The 19931-nt window shown below is 27.4% G+C and carries 17 protein-coding genes, 1 tRNA gene and 2 pseudogenes; 8 read left to right on the top strand and 12 right to left on the bottom strand.

Annotated features, from left to right (window positions below):
* From JG677_RS03295 to JG677_RS03270, 6 genes are all read right to left on the bottom strand, one after another.
* A partial coding sequence (locus JG677_RS03295; RefSeq protein WP_325099517.1) for a carbamoyl-phosphate synthase domain-containing protein occupies positions 1-334 on the bottom strand: 334 nt, incomplete at its 3' end.
* On the bottom strand, positions 335-886 hold the full coding sequence (locus tag JG677_RS03290; RefSeq protein WP_200169859.1) for a DUF507 family protein: 552 nt from the start codon (positions 884-886) through the stop codon (positions 335-337).
* Positions 887-955: 69 nt separating this feature from the next.
* Positions 956-1477: a MotE family protein gene (locus JG677_RS03285; RefSeq protein ID WP_200169858.1), complete on the bottom strand. Its 522-nt coding sequence runs from the start codon at positions 1475-1477 to the stop codon at positions 956-958.
* A complete protein-coding gene (locus JG677_RS03280; RefSeq protein ID WP_200169857.1) occupies positions 1470-1898 on the bottom strand; it encodes a flagellar export protein FliJ in 429 nt (142 codons plus the stop codon). The genes JG677_RS03285 and JG677_RS03280 overlap by 8 nt, the downstream gene beginning before the upstream one ends.
* Complete coding sequence (locus JG677_RS03275) at positions 1895-3145, bottom strand: adenylosuccinate synthase (RefSeq protein WP_200285163.1); 1251 nt, start codon at positions 3143-3145, stop codon at positions 1895-1897. The genes JG677_RS03280 and JG677_RS03275 overlap by 4 nt, the downstream gene beginning before the upstream one ends.
* Positions 3146-3164: 19 nt before the next feature.
* A tRNA-Sec gene (locus JG677_RS03270) sits at positions 3165-3262 on the bottom strand.
* Positions 3263-3441: 179 nt separating this feature from the next.
* On the opposite strand from JG677_RS03270, the gene yedE reads away from it, so the two are divergent.
* The 3 genes from yedE to yedF (JG677_RS03255) all read left to right on the top strand — a co-directional run bounded on the left by yedE (position 3442) and on the right by yedF (JG677_RS03255) (position 5776).
* Entirely contained in the window at positions 3442-4644 is a 1203-nt protein-coding gene (gene yedE / locus JG677_RS03265; RefSeq protein ID WP_200285161.1) for a selenium metabolism membrane protein YedE/FdhT, read from the top strand.
* On the top strand, positions 4644-5483 hold the full coding sequence (locus JG677_RS03260; RefSeq protein WP_200285158.1) for a pirin family protein: 840 nt from the start codon (positions 4644-4646) through the stop codon (positions 5481-5483). Before yedE ends, JG677_RS03260 begins: the two co-directional genes overlap by 1 nt.
* Positions 5484-5548: 65 nt before the next feature.
* Positions 5549-5776 carry a sulfurtransferase-like selenium metabolism protein YedF gene (gene yedF, locus JG677_RS03255; RefSeq protein WP_200169853.1) on the top strand — a complete coding sequence of 76 codons (228 nt, stop codon included), beginning with the start codon at positions 5549-5551 and terminating at the stop codon, positions 5774-5776.
* A 165-nt stretch (positions 5777-5941) separates the two neighbouring features.
* Here the strand turns inward: yedF (JG677_RS03255) and selD are convergent, their stop codons facing one another.
* From selD to fdhD, 5 genes are all read right to left on the bottom strand, one after another.
* A complete protein-coding gene (selD, locus tag JG677_RS03250; protein WP_200285156.1) occupies positions 5942-6967 on the bottom strand; it encodes a selenide, water dikinase SelD in 1026 nt (341 codons plus the stop codon).
* Positions 6968-6979: 12 nt separating this feature from the next.
* Positions 6980-7552, bottom strand: a complete 573-nt coding sequence (gene yedF / locus JG677_RS03245) for a sulfurtransferase-like selenium metabolism protein YedF (protein ID WP_200285154.1) — start codon at positions 7550-7552, stop codon at positions 6980-6982.
* Between the two features lie 84 nt (positions 7553-7636).
* Complete coding sequence (gene ccaA, locus JG677_RS03240; protein ID WP_200285152.1) at positions 7637-9739, bottom strand: aspartate chemotaxis receptor CcaA; 2103 nt, start codon at positions 9737-9739, stop codon at positions 7637-7639.
* 72 nt (positions 9740-9811) lie between these two features.
* Entirely contained in the window at positions 9812-10549 is a 738-nt protein-coding gene (locus JG677_RS03235) for a winged helix-turn-helix domain-containing protein (RefSeq protein ID WP_200169849.1), read from the bottom strand.
* Positions 10542-11324: a formate dehydrogenase accessory sulfurtransferase FdhD gene (fdhD, locus tag JG677_RS03230; RefSeq protein ID WP_200285150.1), complete on the bottom strand. Its 783-nt coding sequence runs from the start codon at positions 11322-11324 to the stop codon at positions 10542-10544. The genes JG677_RS03235 and fdhD overlap by 8 nt, the downstream gene beginning before the upstream one ends.
* Positions 11325-11670: 346 nt before the next feature.
* Between fdhD and hsdR the strand changes: the two genes are divergently transcribed.
* The 5 genes and pseudogenes from hsdR (at position 11671) to JG677_RS03205 (ending at position 19694) form a co-directional block, all read left to right on the top strand.
* Positions 11671-13977 (top strand): EcoAI/FtnUII family type I restriction enzme subunit R, encoded by a 2307-nt coding sequence (hsdR, locus tag JG677_RS03225; protein ID WP_234284629.1) that lies wholly within the window; start codon positions 11671-11673, stop codon positions 13975-13977.
* A gap of 3 nt (positions 13978-13980) precedes the next feature.
* Complete coding sequence (locus JG677_RS03220; protein ID WP_200285146.1) at positions 13981-16383, top strand: AAA family ATPase; 2403 nt, start codon at positions 13981-13983, stop codon at positions 16381-16383.
* Between the two features lie 17 nt (positions 16384-16400).
* Positions 16401-17630, top strand: coding sequence for a restriction endonuclease subunit S (locus tag JG677_RS03215; protein WP_200285144.1), 1230 nt, complete (start codon positions 16401-16403; stop codon positions 17628-17630).
* A 120-nt stretch (positions 17631-17750) separates the two neighbouring features.
* Positions 17751-18041 (top strand): annotated as a pseudogene (locus JG677_RS09070) (Fic/DOC family N-terminal domain-containing protein); the annotation flags it as partial.
* A 159-nt stretch (positions 18042-18200) separates the two neighbouring features.
* The gene (locus JG677_RS03205; protein WP_200285142.1) at positions 18201-19694 is read left to right on the top strand and encodes a type I restriction-modification system subunit M; all 1494 of its coding nucleotides are present in this window, start codon (positions 18201-18203) and stop codon (positions 19692-19694) included.
* Between the two features lie 112 nt (positions 19695-19806).
* On the opposite strand, the pseudogene JG677_RS03200 reads toward JG677_RS03205, so the two are convergent.
* A pseudogene (locus JG677_RS03200) lies at positions 19807-19931 on the bottom strand (NAD(P)-dependent alcohol dehydrogenase); the annotation flags it as partial.

Below are 19931 nucleotides of genomic sequence, written 5' to 3'. Positions count from 1 at the left end.
CTATATCATAAATACCTATTTTATTATGCTTTTTAAGATAAGCTTGTAAGCTTTCTTTAGCTCTAAAATTGGAAAAATAATTATTTAATTCTCTAATAATTATACCGCTAGCAAAAATTTTATCACTTTCATTATCATCATCATTTACCCCTACTATACCAATTTCTGGCATAGAAAAAACAATAAATTGTCCAGCATATGAAGGATCTGAAATAATTTCTTGATATCCTGTTAAAGAAGTATTAAAAACAAGCTCTCCTAAAAAAGTCCCACTTGCTCCAAAAGCTTTAGCATTTAAAAAAATACCATTTTCTAAATACACATAAGCCTTCATTTAAAACATTCCTTTTTTTCTAAGTTCTTCTTGATAAAGTTTTTCAAAAATAAGTTCGTATTCTTCACTTCCTGGAATGGGTTTGGTTTTATAATTACTTATTTTTTCATAAACCTCATCTTCAATTTCTTCGTAAATTTTTAAATATTCTTCTATGCTTGAAAAAATTAAATTTTTAACCCTATTTTCAGAAACAAGAAAATTTATATAATCGTTATCAATTAATTCACTTAAAATCTCGTGTGCTAGATTATTATGCCTATCTTCCAAATTTAAAATAACCCCAAATTCATTTGCTAATCTTTTTTTTATAAGCCAAAACATATTTTTACGATCTATTTGCATAAATTCTATTTCTTCTTCTTGCTCTTCTAGGATTTTTTTTACTTTTTCATCCAATTTTCTTTCGTTTAATACATCATTTTCTAAAACATTTTTTATACATAAATTAATTTTTTCCAATTGATCTTTAATTTCAATAAAAGAACAATGGACAATGTCTAATGTGATTTTATTAGCGATATAAGGAATATGTGGTAATTTTATACGCATTCTTTAAACCTTTTAAAAATAATTTTAAAATGATAACTTATTTTAGGTAAAAGAATATTAAAACAAGTTTTAATTTGAACTTGTATTATTATCCATATTTTTAAGGAGTAAAGTAAGCTCAGATGCTTTTTGAGGATCCATTTTTGAAAGTATCCCTGAAATTTTTCTCGAATCTAAAGAAAGCATAATTTTACTCGCATCTTCAGCATCCATTTGACTTAACACATTAGCAACAGCTGCATCTTTCATTTGAGAGTAAATTTCTTTTACTCTTCCTTCTGTTTTTTCATTAATAGTATCTAATATTTTTTGTTTCTCTTCTAAGAGTCTAGCATTTTCTTTTTTTAAATTATCAATTTGTGCTAAAGTTGCATTAACTTCTGCTTCTTTTGTAGCTAATTCTTGCATTTTTTCTTTTTGCAATGCCTCAAAAGAAGCTTTAAAAGCTTCTAAAGATTGTCTTGCTTCATCAAATTCTTTTGTTTGAAGTTCAAGTTGAGCTTTTTTTGATTCAAAATATTGTTCGCAGTTTTGAGGAACTGCTTGTAAAGATAAAACCAATAAAAAACTTAAAAATATTATTTTATTCATCTTTTTCCTTTTTAACAAATCTACTTATAGCTAATTCATCAAGAAATTTCTCTTCTGCTTTTTGTATTTCTTTAAGCTTCTTTTTTACTTCTTGTGCATTTAAAATTTTTATTTTTTCATAATCCAAATGAGCCTTTTTATATAAAAACTCATAATGAATTATTTCTTTTTTTGATAATTCTACTTTTTCTTTTGCCCTTTTTAAAGCTTCTTTTGCAATATTAGCCATTTGAAGTTTTGATCTTAATTCTTGGGTATTTCCTGATTTGGGCAAGATATTTAAATCATAAAATTCTTGCCTAGAAAGTTCAAATTTTCTTTCATTTTCTAATTTTCTTTGTTTAGCTTGACTTAAATTTAACTCAGCTTTATCAAGTTGTTGTTTTCTTACATCAACGATTGAGCTATATTTACTCTTCATAGAATAATAGTATCATCTCTTTCAGGACTTGTAGAGATAAATTTCACTTTAACTCCTACAAGCTCTTCTAATCTTGCTATATATTCTTTAGCCTCTTTAGGTAACAAATCATAATCTTTTATTCCAAAAACTTTATCCCAGCCTTTTAATTCTTCATAAACAGGCTTGGCATTTTCTAAATCATTTGGCATATAATCTATAATTTCACCATTATATTCATAAGCTTTACAAATTTTAATTTTCTTAAAACCATCTAAAACGTCTAATTTTGTTAAAGCTAAAAAATCAAGTCCATTTAATCTTGCTGCATATTTAACAGCTATAGCATCAAACCATCCACAACGTCTTTTACGTCCAGTGCTTACACCAATTTCTTTACCAATTTGAGCAATTTTTTCACCATCTTGAGTTTTATCTTCTGTTGGAAAAGCCCCATTTCCAACTCTTGTAGCATAAGCTTTAATAATACCTATAATTGATCCTACTTCTTTAGGATTTAAACCAAGTCCTGTAAGTGCTCCTGCTGAAATGGTATTTGAACTTGTAACGTAAGGATAGGTTCCATGATCTATGTCAAGCATAGAACCTTGAGCTCCTTCTAAAAGAACTTTTTTATCTTCATCTAAAGCTCTCCAAAGCATTCTTGTGGTATCTGTAATATAAGGAGATAAAATCTCACTAAAACGCTTTAAATCATCAAACAAATCTTTTTCTGTTGGAATTTCTACATTTAAAAATTCTAAGAAAATTTTGTTTTCATTAAAATATTTTATTAAATCATCACACAATCTTCTTGGATTTAAAAGCTCTCCCATTCTATGACCATTACGATTAATCTTATCTGCATAAGATGGACCTATACCTTTACCTGTTGTTCCAATAGCATCTTTACCTTTTAATTTCTCTTTAGCAATGTCAATTAAAGAATGATGTTTTAAATTTAAATGTGCTTTATCGCTAATATATAATCTTCCTTTTAAATTATCAAATTGTGCCATTTCTGTGATAAGAACCTCAGGGGAAACAACAACACCATTTCCGATAATATTAATACTCCTTGGATGCAAAATTCCAGAGGGTATAAGATGAAGTGCATAACGAATTCCATTTACCCATATTGTATGACCTGCGTTATGCCCTCCTGCACTTCTACAAACAAAATCATAATTTTCACATAATTTATCAACAATTTTACCTTTTCCCTCATCGCCCCACTGCACACCAACAACAATATCTGCTTTACTCATTTTTTTATCCTTATTTGTATGGCGAGAAGATGAGAGAATCGAACTCCCCAAAGAATAGCCAGCTACCCTTTCATCTGATTTGAAGTCAGTGGCGATCACCAGATACGCTTATCTTCCATTGTTATTATAACTAAATAAAAAACAAAATATTATTAAAATATGTAGTTAAATTATAAAAACAAAATTAAATTAATGCTATAAAAAGTTTAATTATATTTTTGACAATTTTACTAATTTAAATTATAATTTTTCTCTTAAGTATCAAGGTTTTGATAATTACAATTAGGAATCTTCTTATGAATTCTTTTAAAGAAAAATATTTAATTTCTTTTTGGGATAATACACGCGTTTTTATTTTGCTTGGAATTTTAAGTGCTGTATATTTTGGAATTTTCGGTAATGTATGGGCTGTTACTGGAGAATTTACACGATTGGGTGGAGAATTTTTAGAATTTTTAGGTTTAAATTTAGATGGATATTCATATTATCAAAAACAAAATCTAGAAGGCAATATCTTAACAAGAACTGATGGAGTTATGATTCTTGGTATGTTTATGGGCTGTTTTATAGCAGCACTTTTATCTAATAAAATCAAAATTCGCTTTCCAGCTAGTAAAATACGTGTTTTTCAAGCTATTATAGGTGGAATTCTCTCAGGTTATGGTGCTAGACTAGCCTTTGGATGTAATCTTGCTAACTTTTTTACTGGACTTCCTTATTTTTCACTTCATACTTGGGTTTTTACTTTTTTTATGATTTTAGGTATTTATATAGGTGTAAAAATTTGCAATATTTCTTTTTTTAAACCAAAAGCTAGATTAATACGCGTTGATAAAGAAGACAAAGTTTTAAAAAACAACACCTTACTTGCAAAATTTTATTTTTTATTAGGAATAGCATTGTTTATAATGTTTTTATTTTTAATAATTTATCTTTTTTTAAAAAATGGAGATATCAGTCTTCAAAATAAAAAAAGCCTTTTAACTTTAGCTTTGATTTTTGGCTTTATTTTTGGTTTTTTAGTTGCCAAAGGTCAAATTTGTTTTACTTCTTGCTTTAGAGATTTATTTTTATTTAAAAGAGATAATGCACTAAAAGCAGCATTAATTGCAATGATGCTTGCTAATATTATAGCTTTTGCTTTTATCTTGCAAGGACATACAAGTAAAATAATAGAAATTTCACCTGCTCTTATGTTAGGGGCTTTTTTGTTTGGTTTTGGCATAGTCTTTGCAGGAGGTTGTGAATGTGGTTGGACCTATAGGGCTTTTGAAGGGCAAATTCATTTTGTAATAGTAGGCATTGCCAATATTGCAGGAACTATGATTTTAGCATTAAGTTATGATTTATTGCCTCATTATTTTATAAAAGGTGTAAAAATCAATCTATTAAATACTTTTGGGAATTTAGAAGGTTTGATTATAAGCCTTGTATTATTTTTATCACTTTTTATTTGGACTATAACATATAAACAATACTTTTTTAATAAGGATAATTAATGCAAAGAGAGATAGAAAAACTTGTATATGGAAAAGAAACTATAGACGGTGCCGGAGTAAAACTTATAAGAGTTTTAGGACCACAAACTATAAAAGAATTTGATCCAATTTTAATGCTTGATTGTTTTGATAGCACAGATTTTAATGACTATAAAGCAAGCTTTCCTATGCATCCACATAGAGGTATTGAAACTATAAGTTATGTTTATGAAGGATCAATGACTCACAAGGATAGTTTAGGAAATACAGATACTATACAAAATGGACAAGTTCAATGGATGAGTGCTGGAAGTGGAATTTTACACGAAGAAATTTTACATCCTTCTACAAGAATACTAGGCGTACAACTATGGCTTAACTTACCTCAAAAAAATAAAATGAGTGATCCTTTTTATAAAAGCATCAAAGAAGACGAGATTAAAGAACTTGATTTAGAAAATGCTAAAATGAGAATTTTAGCAGGAGAATATCAAGGTATAAATGGATATAAAAGCCAATTTTTACCTTTTGATTATTATGATATTCATCTACAACCTAATAAAAAACAAATTATTTATACAAAAACAGACTATTTTGTTATGCTTTTTTTATTACAAGGAGATGCTTATATCAATAATCAATTAATAAAAGAAAAAACAGCAGTAAAACTTAGTTTAGGAGAGTATTTTGAACTAAAAAGCACGGATAAAAAAGCTCAAATTCTTTTTATAAGCTCTATAGCTTTAAATGAGCCTTGTGAATGGGGTGGGCCTATAGTTATGAATACCAAAGAAGAGTTAAATTTGGCTTTTAAAGAGCTAAGAAATGGAACTTTTTTAAAAACAAATACTAATTATTAAAAATGAAAATGATTTATAAGCCTATTTAAATCATTTTAAAAAATATTTTTATTAAAAGGATAAAAATGATTATAAATTACACATTAAATTTAGAAGGCGAGGCTTGTCCTTATCCAGCTATTGCCACTTTAGAAGTTTTACCACAACTTAAAAGTGGTGAGATATTAGAAGTTTTATGTGATTGCCCACAAAGCATTAATTCTATACCTAAAGATGCCCAAAATCGTGGTTTTAATGTGCTTAAAATCGAACAAAATGGACCTACTTTAAGGTTTTTAATCCAAAAACCTTAAAATTTCTCAAGCTTTTATATTATTTAAATTTATCATCAAATCTAAATACCATTTAATTATAGTTTTCTTTTTTTAATATATTTTTTATTATATTAAGATATCAAAACAAACTTCTAATAAAATTTTATACTTTATTCTTGATAAAAATATCATTTAGTTAAAAACTTAATTAAAAATAAAACTATCTTTTTGCTTTGATAAAACTCTTGCTATGATACTAGCTTCAATACCTTCATCTTTTAAATTTTTTAAAAGTTTTAAAGCTTCACTTTCATTGATAGCAATCAAAAGCCCACCAGAAGTTTGAGGATCGCATAATATAAGATATTCTTCTTTTATGTAAGGGTATAAATTTTTAATAAATTCAAAATTTTTATAAGCTCCTCCTGAAATTAATCCCATATCAAAATACTCTTTTACTCCATTTAAATAAGGAATTTGACCTTTAAAAATTTCAAAACTGATTTGATCATTTATCATCTCTTTTAAATGTCCTAAAAGTCCAAATCCTGTAACATCGCTCATAGCATTTATTTTAAATTTTAAAGCAACCTGAGCAGCTTTTAAATTTAAACTCATCATACTTTCAAGCATATCATTTAAATATTCTGCTTTTAAAAGCTTAGCTTTTAAAGCTGTACTTAAAATACCTGTTCCTAATGGCTTAGTTAGGATAATTATATCTCCTATTTTAGAAGTATTATTAGCTATAAATTTATTAGGATACACCTTACCAGTAACACTAAGACCAAAAAAAAGCTCATTACTTTCTATAGTATGACCACCAGTAATCAACCCTCCGCATTCTTTAACTTTATCATTTGCTCCTTCTAAAATTTCTTTCAAAATGTCTAAAGAGTGATTTTTACTATCAAAACCTACGATATTTAAAGCATTAATTACTTCTGCACCCATAGCAAAAACATCACTTAAAGCATTTGCAGCCGCTATAGCACCAAAGTGATATGCACTATCTACTATAGGAGTGATAAAATCTAAAGTTTGCACTAAAGCTAAATCATCGTTTAGCTTATATACACTTGCATCTTCGTTATTATTAACACCACTCAATAAAAAAGGAGAGCTTTGCATAAAATTTAAAATTGTTTTAAGACCACCCGGGTTTAATTTAGCCGCTCAACCTGCTGCTTTAACAAAATGAGTTAAATTCTGATTTTTATACTCTTTCAAAATATATCCTAATTATAAAGTTATAATTTTTGCTTTGCCAAAAAGTTCATTTAAAATTTCATAAGCATTGCCAATATTGCCTATTTTAAGCTCTTTTGTCTTATTAAAAAATTCTAAACAAGCTCCACAACTTATAATTTCAACACCTAAATTTTCTAATTCTTTCATAGCTTTATAAGCTTTATGATTTTCATTTGTATTGATTAAAACGCTTTCATTTACACAAATAATTTTATTTGGAATATGATTGATATTTTTTAAATTAGCCAAAAAGCCAACAAGTAAATTCTCACCTAATTCCCCAGCTCCTATTTTATCTGCTTTTAAAAATAAAACACTATATTCATCATTGTTTATATGATTTAAACTAATATTTCTTTTATAAACTTTGATGCAAATCTCGTTTTCACACTCTTCAAAACTTGCGTCTAAATGTAAAGAAGTTAAGAATTTTAATACATTATTTTTTGAAATAGGAGAATTTACAAGAATTTCTAAAATTTCACCTTCACTAAGATTTTCTAAAGCATTTTTGGTTTTAACTACTGGTTCAGGACAAGCAAGATTACGACAATCAATTTTCATAATTTTCCCTAAAGTTTATATAAAAAACTAAAGAAATATTTTAATATAAAATAAAATATCCGCTTTTATTTAAAGCGGATAAAATTAGAATTTTTTCTTATTAACATCATTTAAAATAGCATTTGAAATTTCATCAACTTGATTAGCGATATCATTTGTTGCACTTGTAACTCCAACATTTTCTTTAGTAATGCTTTCAAGTTTAGCGATAGCCTCATTAATTTGAGAAATTCCTTCTGTTTGCTCTTTAACAGATTCTGAAACCTCATTAACACTTTGAACAAGGATATTGATATTTGCTTCAATCTCAGAAAGACTTTTTCCAGTTCTTTCTGCTAATTGTCTTACTTCATCAGCCACAACAGCAAAACCTCTTCCGTGCTCTCCTGCACGTGCAGCTTCAATAGCAGCATTTAAAGCTAAAAGATTGGTTTGATCTGCTATATCTTTAATTACACTTACAATATTTTTAATATCTTCTGCTTGACTTGCCACATCAACTGTTTTTGAACTAACACTATGCATTGATGAGCTAATTTGCTCAACTGCAGCGGCAGATTGTTCTAAAGAATTTGCTTGTAAATTAGAACCTTCGGTTAATTTATGCATTGAAGTTTTTAATTCTTGAGATTGACTTGCTAATTCTTTAGCAAAATCTGAAGAAGCAATAAGCATTTTTTTGATTTCTTCTCCCAAAATATTAGTTGTAATTTCAACTTCACCTTTGGCATCTTTTACTTCGGTAGTGAAATTGAGCGCCTTATAGCTATCAAAAACACGGTTAATTTCGTTCATATTTGAACCAATTTTATTTTGTAAAACATCAAGCATCTTATTTAATACATTTTTAAGCTCAACAAGCTGAGGATTAGCTGGATTTTTAGTAATTCTAGCTGTTAAATTACCAAGTTCTATTTCTTTTGCTGTTTGAGCTGATTCTTTAATAGCATCTTCATCTTGCATTAAAGAACTTTTTGTTTTTTCGATATTTGCATTGATAATTTCACTCATTTTACCCAGTTCATCATTGGCTCTTACTTTAATTGTTTGAAGTTGAACTTTTTCATGATTTAAAAAGCGGAAAAACAATTCTAAAGAATTTAAAATAATAGGAAGCCTTGAACCAACTATTTTTTGCACACAATAATATACAACTGCTAAAACAAAAATAACAAAAAATAAAGAAGCTCCAATAATCATTAATTGTATTTTCTTTAAAGGCTCAAATACAGAATATTGAGGTGATACAACCATCACACTCCATAACTTATCTCCAATTTTAAAAGGGCTAATACTTACATATGATTCAAGTCCGGTTGTAGAAATATAATTATTATAAATTCGATTTTCACCTTGTTTAATGGCTTGATAAATTTGATCATTTCCTTTTACGTTATTAACTTCTTGAAGTTTTTTAAGGATTAAATTTTTATTTGGATGAACGGCTATTTCTCCATCAGAATTTAAAACTAATCTTAATTCTCCATCATATAATTGTGATTCTGGGTCTAAAAGATATGATGCTACTTGATCAAAATCTAAAGTCATTCCTATAATTCCCACAACTTTATCTTTTTTATCAAAAATTGGAGAAGCTATATTTACTCCAAAAAACTCAGTATCTCCAAATTTTATTTTAAGAGGGGCATTACTATATATTTTATCCTCTCCATATCGAGCATTTTGTAGTATATCTTTTGTTGTTGGAAAATTTATAATTTCATCTGTAGCTTGAAGTATTTTAATACCACCTTTTTTAACATCTTCATCTTCATACAGCATAACAAATTTACCACTTTGAGTTTTAAAAAATTTACTTTCTTCTTTAAAATATTCAGGTGGATCTAAAAGATATAAATAAGCAATATCAGCATTTGCACCATTATCAAGGATATTAGTAATAATATTTGTAATATTATCAATATCTAAATCATCTTTGCCTGTTGATCTAAACATGTCTGTTAAAGTACTTGCTGCACTCTTATTTAAAGAGGTAATTTCATCAATTATACCTTGAGTATGAGTAGCATATCCTTTAGAATTTGATTCGATAATGTTTTCAGTATCCTTAATGATATTACTACTTACTTGTTTAGTAATAAGCATAATCAAAATAACTAAACCCAATATTACAATAGCAGCTACTGACAAAACAAGCTTTAAACCTATATTTAAAGACTTAAACATATTTCCTCCAGTAAAACTAATATTTACAATTTTAAATTATATATTAACAAAAAACAAAAAAAGCTTAAAATATTATTTTTTCTTAGTGAAAAATAATTCTTTAAAACGTTTATTAGCGTATTCTTCTATATCTTTTTGCAAAATACTAAAATTTTCCATAAGCTCTATAGCTTTAGAAGTTAATTTTGTTCCGGATTGTTTAGAGCGTCCTTGTTTTGAGCTTACTAAAATTTCTTGAGAATTTTTTTGTAAAATCTGTAAATGCATCCAAGCTTTTTTATAATTTATTCCCATAAGTTTTGAAGCACTCAAAAGACTTCCTGTTTGTTCTATAAGCTCAAGAAGTTCTGTTTTACCTTTACCAAAAAGCAAATCTCCATCAGCATTTTCAATCCACGTTTTAGTTCTAACTATAAATTGCTTTCCTTTTTTTTCTTTAAAACAACCAAGTTTGCAATATTTCACATCAACTTTATAAGTCCTTAAAGCTGAACGCATCGCTTTTAATCCACAACCTTTTTTAGAAATTTCTCTCGCATCTTGACAAAAAATGCGACGCTTTTCATCAAGATAAGGTTCAATTGATTTTAAAACTTCAATTTTAGCCTTTTCAAAATCTAAATGTCCAAATTGTCCTAATTCACAATTATCAATTTTAATACTATTTTCATCAGCAATTTGCCCTATCTCTTCAATTGTTTTTGAAAATTTCTTAGCAATTTTAAAAGCTGTACCGCAATCTAATCTTTCGTTGCTATTTAACATTTCTTTCATATAAGTAATAATTTTTTTTTCTTGTTTATTATCCATAAATTCTAGATTCTCCACTATAAATATTGATTTTATTTTCTCTTGCAAAACCACAAAGCGTTAAATTAAATTTTCTTGCTATCATCACACCTAAACAAGTAGGTGCTGTTCTTGAAACAAGAATCGGGACCTTGTGCATTATAGCCTTTGCAACCATTTCAGAACTAAGTCTTCCGCTTACCATTAAAAAACATTGACTCAAATCTATCCCCTCAAGTCTTGCTTTACCTAAAGCCTTATCTATGGTATTGTGCTGAGCTATATCTTCTCCTATAAAAAAAACATTCTCATTTATAAAAAGTTTAGCTGTATGCACACAACCTGTTTTTTCATAAAGCTCACATTGAGTATAAAACTCACTCATCTGTTTTAAAATTTCATTTTTACTAAATTTAATAGAACTTACGATCTTACTTGCTTCTATGCTTTTTGGATCTATATTTGCTGTATGAGCTCTACCACATCCACTTATAACAACACCTTGAGCATTGAGTTTAGCTAAATTTTTTTTATCAATTTTTGCTTTTATATGGATACTCATACCATCATCTTTAAGCTCTATACTTTTTATATCTTGCGTTTTAGCAATGATATTTTCACTCATTAAATACCCTATAGCTAAAGCTTTTTCATCTACAGGTGTTGCCATCAAAGCTCCCACCTTTTCATCATTGACAAAAATTTCAAGCTTAATTTCTCTAACTAAAGTATCATCACAAGTAAAAACTTCATCGCCTTTATATTTTAAAATCTGCGTTGTAAATAAAGGCTCCATTAAAACTTCTTTAATTTAATTTTAAAATATTATAGCAAAAAAGTATAAATAAATAAGGGTTAATATTCTCTCTTGATAAAAACAATAGCCTTATTCTCAGGCTAATATCAAAAATTTAATCAAATGATAAAAATCTTTAAATCAAAAAATAAATTTAATACCGCCAATCAAAGAAATCTCATATTAGCGGTATATTTTTAATCAATATTAATTATTCTTTAACCCATATCATAACTTAATAGATTACTTATATTTTGGATTTAACTTTTATGTTTTTTTCTTTGAGACTTTTATTTACAATATGTTAAAATATATTTTTCATTATAAAATCATTTTAGGGTTAAAAATGCAGCTATCAGAACAAGATACAAGATCTAAACTTATAGATGAAAAATTAAAATTAGCTTCGTGGAAAGAAGAAAATATTATAAGAGATTACTATTTTACTGATGGACGCAAACTTATAGGCAATAAAAGAGCTAAGAGAAAATTTGCAGATTATTTGCTTAAATTTCAAAATAACAATCTTGCCATTATAGAAGCTAAAAAACAAAGTAAAGATGCGTTAGATGGTTTAACTCAAGGTATAGAATATGCCAGAATTTTAAATGTGCCTTTTGCTTATAGTACTAATGGAGACAAAATCTATGAGTATGATTTAAGAGTTTCAAGAGGTGAGTATATAGAAAAATTTCCAAGCCCAAGCGAACTTTTTGATAGAATTTATGGAAACTTAAAAGAATGGCAATACAAACTTTTAACCCAAAGAGAATTATATCTACCACAAAAAACATTAAGATACTATCAAAAAATAGCCGTAGATAAAGTCATAGAAGCTTTAATCAATGGCAAAGATAGGATTTTACTCACTCTTGCTACTGGCACAGGTAAGACGACCATAGCTTTTAATCTATGTTATCGCTTACTTGAAGCAAGGTGGAATAAAGAAAATAAAGATCAAAAACCTAAGATATTGTTTTTATGTGATAGAGTAAGCTTAAGAGATCAAGCCTTGGGAGAATTTAATCCTATAGAAAGTGATTGTAAAGCAATCAGTGCTGAAGAGATAAAGAAAAATGATGGAAAAATCATCACCAATGCAAATGTATTCTTTGGAATTTACCAAAGTCTAGCTGCAAATTCCAAAGAACAAGAAAACACACAAGAAGAACTAGAAAGTAAATTTTATCTTCAATATCCAAAAGACTTTTTTGATCTTATTATCATTGATGAGTGTCATAGGGGTGGAGCAAATGAAGAAGGAAGCTGGAGAGCTGTACTTGAATATTTTTCTTATGCAACTCAGCTTGGTTTAACCGCTACTCCAAAAAAAGAAGAAAACATAGACACTTATAAGTATTTTGGTGATAGTGTTTATGATTATAGTCTTAAAAGTGGCATTGAAGATGGATTTTTAACGCCTTATAAAGTTAAACTCATAAAAACAACTTTAAGCGATGGCTACACTTATAACCCTGATGATTTGATACAAGGTGAGCTTGAAAAAGGCTTTTATAAACAAAGTGAATTTGAAAGAAATATCTTTTTACCAAACTATAATGACTTTATTGCTAAGAAAATTTTAGAGCTTATAAACCCTATGGATAAAACTATCATCTTTTGTGTCAATCAAGCTCACGCAAGCGAAGTAAAAAGAGCTATTGATAAATTTAAGAGTGAAAAAAGAGATGATTATTGCGTAAGAGTTACAAGCGATGAAGGCAAGATAGGGCTTGATTATCTGAAATTATTTCAAGATAATGATAAAAGCTATCCTGTAATCCTTACAAGCTCTAAAATGCTCACAACTGGAGTAGATGCAAAAAATGTGCGCAATATAGTATTGCTAGCAAATATAGGCTCTATAGTAGAATTTAAGCAAATCATCGGGCGTGGCACTAGAGTTTATGAAGGTAAAGACTTTTTTACTATTTTTGATTTTGTCGGAGTTAGCAAGCTATTTTATGATCCAAAATGGGATGGTGAAAAAATAGAAGAGTTAAAAGAAAAAGATAAAAAAGAAAAAATCATTAAAGAGCATACAAGACAAACAAAAGAAGAAAGCAAAGAGAAAAAGAGTGTAACCATACACTTAAAAGGCACAAAACTCAAAGTTTTAGATATCACAACAAGTTATGTAGGGGCACAAGGTAAGCCACTTGGTACTAAGGAATTTTTAGAATTTTTGATAGGTAAGCTTGGCGAATATTATGATGATGAAGCAAAATTACGTGAAATTTGGAGTAATCAAAAAAATAGAGAAAAATTTTTAAAATCCCTTGAAAATGATGGAGTGAATGAGAATGTCTTGAAAGATTTGAGTGAAATTTTTGATAAAAAAGATTGTGATATATACGATGTTTTAGCACACTTGAGTTTTAATAGTGAGATTAAAACAAAACAAGAGCGCATTTTGCAAGTAGAAAATAGCGAGTTTTTAAAACGCTTTCAAAAAGAAAAAGCAATAAAATTTATAGAATTTTTACTAGATAGATATCGACAATATGGCATAAAAGATTTTGATGAAGGCTTAACTCCTTTAATTGAGCTTAGTTCTTTAGGCAATGCAAGAGAACTAGCTAATGAATTTGGTGGCTTAGAAATTCTAAAACAAAGTTTTGATGATTTGCAAAGGGAGATTTATGCGGGGTGAAAAATGAAAATATTAAAATTTGATGAAATACATTTTGGTTCTTATGAAAATTTTAAATGGAATGATAAGCTTGAAGAATTTAAAACAATTAATATCTTTTATGGCAGAAACTATTCAGGTAAAACCACACTTTCAAGAATAGCTAGAAGTTTTGAGCTTAAAAAACATAATGAAGATTTTTTAGAAGGAAATTTTAAAATAAAATTAGAAGATGGTAGTTTTTTAATCCAAGATGATGTAGTAAATTCTAATTTAGATATTAGGGTTTATAATAGTGATTTTGTAAAGGAAAACTTAAATTATCTATATGATAAAAAAGGGAATATAAAAGGTTTTAAAAGTATAGGGGTGGAGCAAAAAAATATAAGAGAAGAGATTGAAAAAATAGAAAAAAAATTAGAAAAAAAATCTGAAGAATTAAAAAATATACAAAGCAATCGAGATAATCTTAAGGAAATACAAAAAGAAAAAATGAATACTCTAGATAACAACCTTACAGATAAAGCTAAGTTTATAAAAAGTAGTCCAAATTTAATAAAACAGGGTAATAATTATGATAGAAGAAAATTATATGATGATTTAAATAAAATCAAAAATAATGAAGACGCTTATACTCTTAACGATAAAACACAAAATCAACTTATCAAAATCTTAGAAGATAAAGAGAAACAAAATATAAATTTCAAAAATACTTTTAATAAGGATACATTTCAAAGTATTTTAAGATATTCATCAGAAATTCTTGAAAAAGAAATTATCATTAAAGAAAATTTAACAAGCGAATTAATAAAATGGTTAGAAGAAGGTTTAAAATTTCACAAAAAACATTCATCTACACAGCAATGTAAATTTTGTAACAACCCTCTAACACCACAAAGAATAGCTTGGATTGAGAACAATACAAAAGATGATAGTGGAGAAAAAGAAAAAGTTGAAAAAGAATTAAAAGATTTACTAGATAATTTTGAAAGTTATAAACTAGAATTAGAAGATTTATTACAAGATGTTAAAAATGAAAATTTTTATTCTAATTATAAAGATAGTTTTATTACCTTGAAAGAACAACTAGGAACAAGTATTACGAATTACAACAAAGAGCTATTAAAAATAGGGGAAAAATTAAAAGAAAAACAAAAAGATGTTTTTATTCCTATAAAGTTAGAAAATATTAATGATTTTTCAGATGAGATATTGTCAATATTAAACCAAATTGAAAATTTATGCAAAAAAAATGACAAATACACAGAAAGTTTATTAGCAAATCAAAATGAAGCAAGAGAAAAACTAAGATTAAATGAAGTAGTAAAGTTTTCTAAAGATAGCGATTATTTTGCTATACAAGATGAAATTGAAAATCTACAACAAAATATAAATATTTTGGAGGAACGTATTAAAACACAAGACAAAAAAATAAACCTTTTAAATAAAACAATGGAAAACTATAAGACAAAGCTTAGCAGCTTAGAAACTTCTACAAGCAATATAAACAAATATTTAAAATCATATTTTGGACACAATTTATTAGAATTAAAAGCAAAAAAAGACGATAAAGAACAATTAAATGGAGAATTTGAAATTTTAAGAAATGGCAAACAAGCTAAGAATTTAAGCGAGGGTGAGTGTAGCTTGATAGCTTTTTGTTATTTTGTAGCAAGTTTAAAAGATGCGAATACTAAAGATAAAAATCCTATAATATGGATAGACGACCCTATCTCTAGCCTTGATAATAATCATATATTTTTTATTTTCTCTCTAATAGAAAATGAAATAGTAGAAAAAGATTCTTTTAAGCAATTTTTTATATCTACTCACAATTTAGATTTTTTAAAATATACGAAGAGGTTAAAAAAAATCAAACCTAAGCAAAATGAAAATAGTAAAACAAAGTACGAGCTCCCACAATACTATTTTATTGAAAGGGGTGTTAAAGAAAGTATAGAAACAAGTGAAATTAAAAAATTACCTAAATGTTTAGAAAGATATACAACAGAATTTAATTATCTTTTTGAACAAATTTATAAGTTTAAAAATATTGATGATATAAATAATGAAGATTTAAAAATTTCTCTTGTTTATAATTTTGGAAATAATTTAAGAAAATTTCTTGAGATTTATTTATTTTTTAAATACCCAGATGAAATTAAGAGTTTGGATAAAGAATTAATCAAAAGATTTTTTAATGATACATATCAAAGTGATAATACTGACGAAAATCATCAAAAAATGGTAGCAAGTATTATAAATAGGTATCAAAATGAATACTCGCATTTAAGAGAGATACTTAGCAGAGGAATGCAACCTATTGATATAGAAGAAAGCAAAAAAATAGCTAAATTTATTTTAGAAACAATAGAACAAAGCGATAAACAACAATATAAAGCGTTAGTTAAAAGTATAGGTAAATAAATAGAAAAAGGCAATAAATGACAAATTTACCGCAGGGTTGGGAAGTTAAAAAGCTTGGTGATATTGCTGAAATTCAAATAGGGAAAACTCCATCTAGGAATAATATTGATTTTTTTCAAGGCGAAAATATTTGGCTAAGCATTAGAGATTTAAAAAGTAAATTTGTTTCTTTTTCAAGTGAAAAAATTTCAAATGAAGCAATTTCAAAGACAAATATGAAAATAGTTCCAAAGGGAACTTTATTGATGAGTTTTAAACTTACATTAGGAAAAACAGCTTTTGCTGATTGTGATTTATATACAAATGAAGCGATTGCAGCGATTTTTACTAAGGATAAAAATATTAATAAATATTTTTTAGATTATGCTTTAAATTTTACAGATTTAGAAAAATATGTTGATAATGCAGTAAAGGGTAAGACATTAAATAAGCAAAAACTAAAACAAATCGAAATCTCAGTTCCCCCGCTAAAAGAGCAAGAAAGGATAGTGGGGATTTTAGATGAGAGTTTTACAAATATAGATGAGAGTATAAAAATTTTAGAGCAGGATTTGCTAAATTTAGATGAGTTAATGCAAAGTGCATTACAAAAAGCTTTTAATCCTTTAAAAGATGACACTAAAGAAAACTACAAACTCCCACAAGGTTGGGAATGGAAAAGCTTAGGAGAGATTGCAAGTGCAATTCAAAGCGGTTTTGCTATTAATAAAAGTAATGAAATACCAAGTGGATATATACATTTAAGAACACATAATATAACAACTGATGGCAGTTTAAATTTTGATACTTTAGTGAAGGTTAAAAAAGAGCTTATCAAAGAGCAACAATCATTTATTGAAGAAGGTGATATTTTATTTAACAATACTAATAGCACAGAATTGGTTGGTAAAACAGCACTGGTTACACAAAATTATAATTATGCTTTTAGCAATCACATAACAAAAATTAAGTTATTTAACCAATATAGTTCAAAGTTAGTTGTGTTTCATTTTGTTTTATTGTTGAAAAATAAGTATTTTGAAAGAATATGTCATAAATGGATTGGACAGAGCGGGATAAATACAGATAAATTAAAACAAATTCAAATCCCCATGCCTCCACTAGAAGAACAAAAGCAAATTGCTTCGCATTTAGATGAACTTTCTTTAAATATAAAAAATTTAAAGCAAAACTATCAAACACAAATAAAAGATCTACAAGAACTTAAACAATCCTTGCTTGATAAGGCTTTTAAGGGAAAATTATAAATGTTAAAAAATTTGCCAAATTTTAACACAAAGACCTAATATGTTAAAAATTTTTGATTTTTTTAACATATCTTTTTATAATGTTAAAAATTTTAAAAAATTTTAACATATGGAAAAATTATGAAAGAATTTATACCACCAAAATTGCCCTTAAAAATAGAGCTAAATGCTGATATTTATCAACTCATTATCCAAGCTTCAAGAAAATTAGCAGAACTAAATGGACTTAGCAAAAGCATTTCAAACCCAAATATTTTAATCAATGCTTTAATTTTACAAGAAGCAAAAGATTCAAGTGAAATAGAAAATATCATCACAACACACGATGAGCTTTTTTTATCTCAAATTGATGAGAACAAGCTCACAAGGGCAGCAAAAGAAGTAAAAGACTATGAAAGTGCTTTAAAAAAGGATATGAGCTATTAGATTTTTTGATAAAATTAGATGTTTCTAGGCAAAGTGCCTCAAAGTATCTTAAAATTTAGGGATATTAGAATGTATTAAAATGGGTAGAAGTAATTATTATATAAATATAGAACTTTTAAAACTTTTTAGAAAAGGAATTTTTTAATGCAAAATAAAATCGACAAAATCACAGATATACTAAGACGCGATGATGGCATAAGCGGTGCGATGCATTATAGTGAGCAAATTAGCTGGATATTATTTTTAAAATTTTTAGATGATTATGAAGAAGAATTAAAACTAGAAGCTATGTTAGATGCGAAAAATTATAAAAGTATTTTAGAAGAAAAATTCAGCTGGAAAGTATGGGCTGCACCCAAAACAAATGAAGGTAAGCTTGATGTAAAAAATGCTTTAAGCGGGAGCGATTTGCTTGGTTTTGTCAATAATGAACTTTTTCCTTATCTAAAAAGCTTTAAAGATAATGAAAATTTCAAAAGTATAGAGTATAAAATAGGCGGGATTTTTGAATTTATAGACAATCGCATAGCTAACGGACACACCTTAAGAGAAGTTATAAATTTAGTTGATGAACTTAGTTTTAGCAAAGAAAGTGATGTATTTGCTTTAGGCGAAGTTTATGAAAAACTTTTAAAAGATATGGGGAGTGATGGAGGAAATAGTGGGGAATTTTATACTCCGCGTCCTTTGATAAGGGCTATGGTTGAAGTGATAAACCCTAAGGCAAAAGAAAGGATTTATGATCCTGCGTGTGGAAGTTGTGGATTTTTAGTGGAAAGTTTTTTACATATTTTGTATGAAGATAGGACTAAAAATAAAAAAGCAAATTTAAGTGTGGAAGAGCTTGAATTTTTGCAAAATGAAGCATTATTTGGCAAGGAAAAAACTCCACTAAGCTATGCAATGGGCATGATGAATATGATTTTACACGAAGTAAAATCCCCTAATATTATCAAAACTAACACTCTAAATAAAAAAATCACAGATATAACACAAAATGAAAAATATGAAGTGATTTTAGCAAATCCCCCTTTTGGTGGAAAAGAAAAAGAACAAATTCAAAACAATTTTCCTATAAAATCAAATGCTACTGAGCTTTTATTTTTACAACATATCTTAAAATCTTTAAACAACAACGGAAGGTGTGCTATCATCGTGCCTGAAGGCGTGCTTTTTCAAAACTCCAACGCCTTTATAAGTGTAAAAAAAGACTTGCTAGAAAATTTTAATCTCGAGTGTGTTTTAAGCTTGCCAAGCGGGGTATTTTTGCCTTATAGTGCAGTAAAAACCAATGTACTTTTCTTCTCAAAAGGAAAAAGTTGTATTTGTAGAGATGATGATAAAGTGTATTATTATGAACTTATACCACCTTTTAAACTTACTAAAAATAAACCTTTAGAATACGCACATTTTAAAGAATTTTTAAAATGCTATAAAGAAAGAAAAATTACTCCTCATTCTTATTTAGTCAGCATAAAAGAGCTTGAAGAGAGAAATTATGATCTAAGTGCTAAAAATCCAAATTTAAAAGAAGAAAAAGCTTTACGCGAAGTGGAAGAAATTTTAAGCACTCTGAAAGAAAATCAAAAAAAAGCCAATCAGCTTTTACAAAAAATACAAAACACCCTAAAAGTCTAAAGTAATTTTACTTTTGCTCCTTTTAGAGCATTTTAAATGATTTAAGCACTTTAAGCTTAAATCATTTATATTTCATATGAGTGTTTATTTTTATAAATTTAATCAATATTAATTATTCTTTACTCATATCAATCACATAACGAAATTTTGCTTTACCTGAAGTAAGATTTTCATAAGCTTTATCAATTTCGTTTGGCTTTATAAGTTCAATCTCTGGATAAATTTGATGCTTTAGTG

The organism is Campylobacter sp. TTU-622 (assembly GCF_016598965.1).
Classification (GTDB): domain Bacteria; phylum Campylobacterota; class Campylobacteria; order Campylobacterales; family Campylobacteraceae; genus Campylobacter_D.
The sequence above is the reverse complement of the archived record's forward strand: the minus strand, read 5'-3'. Positions and strand labels throughout refer to the sequence as shown.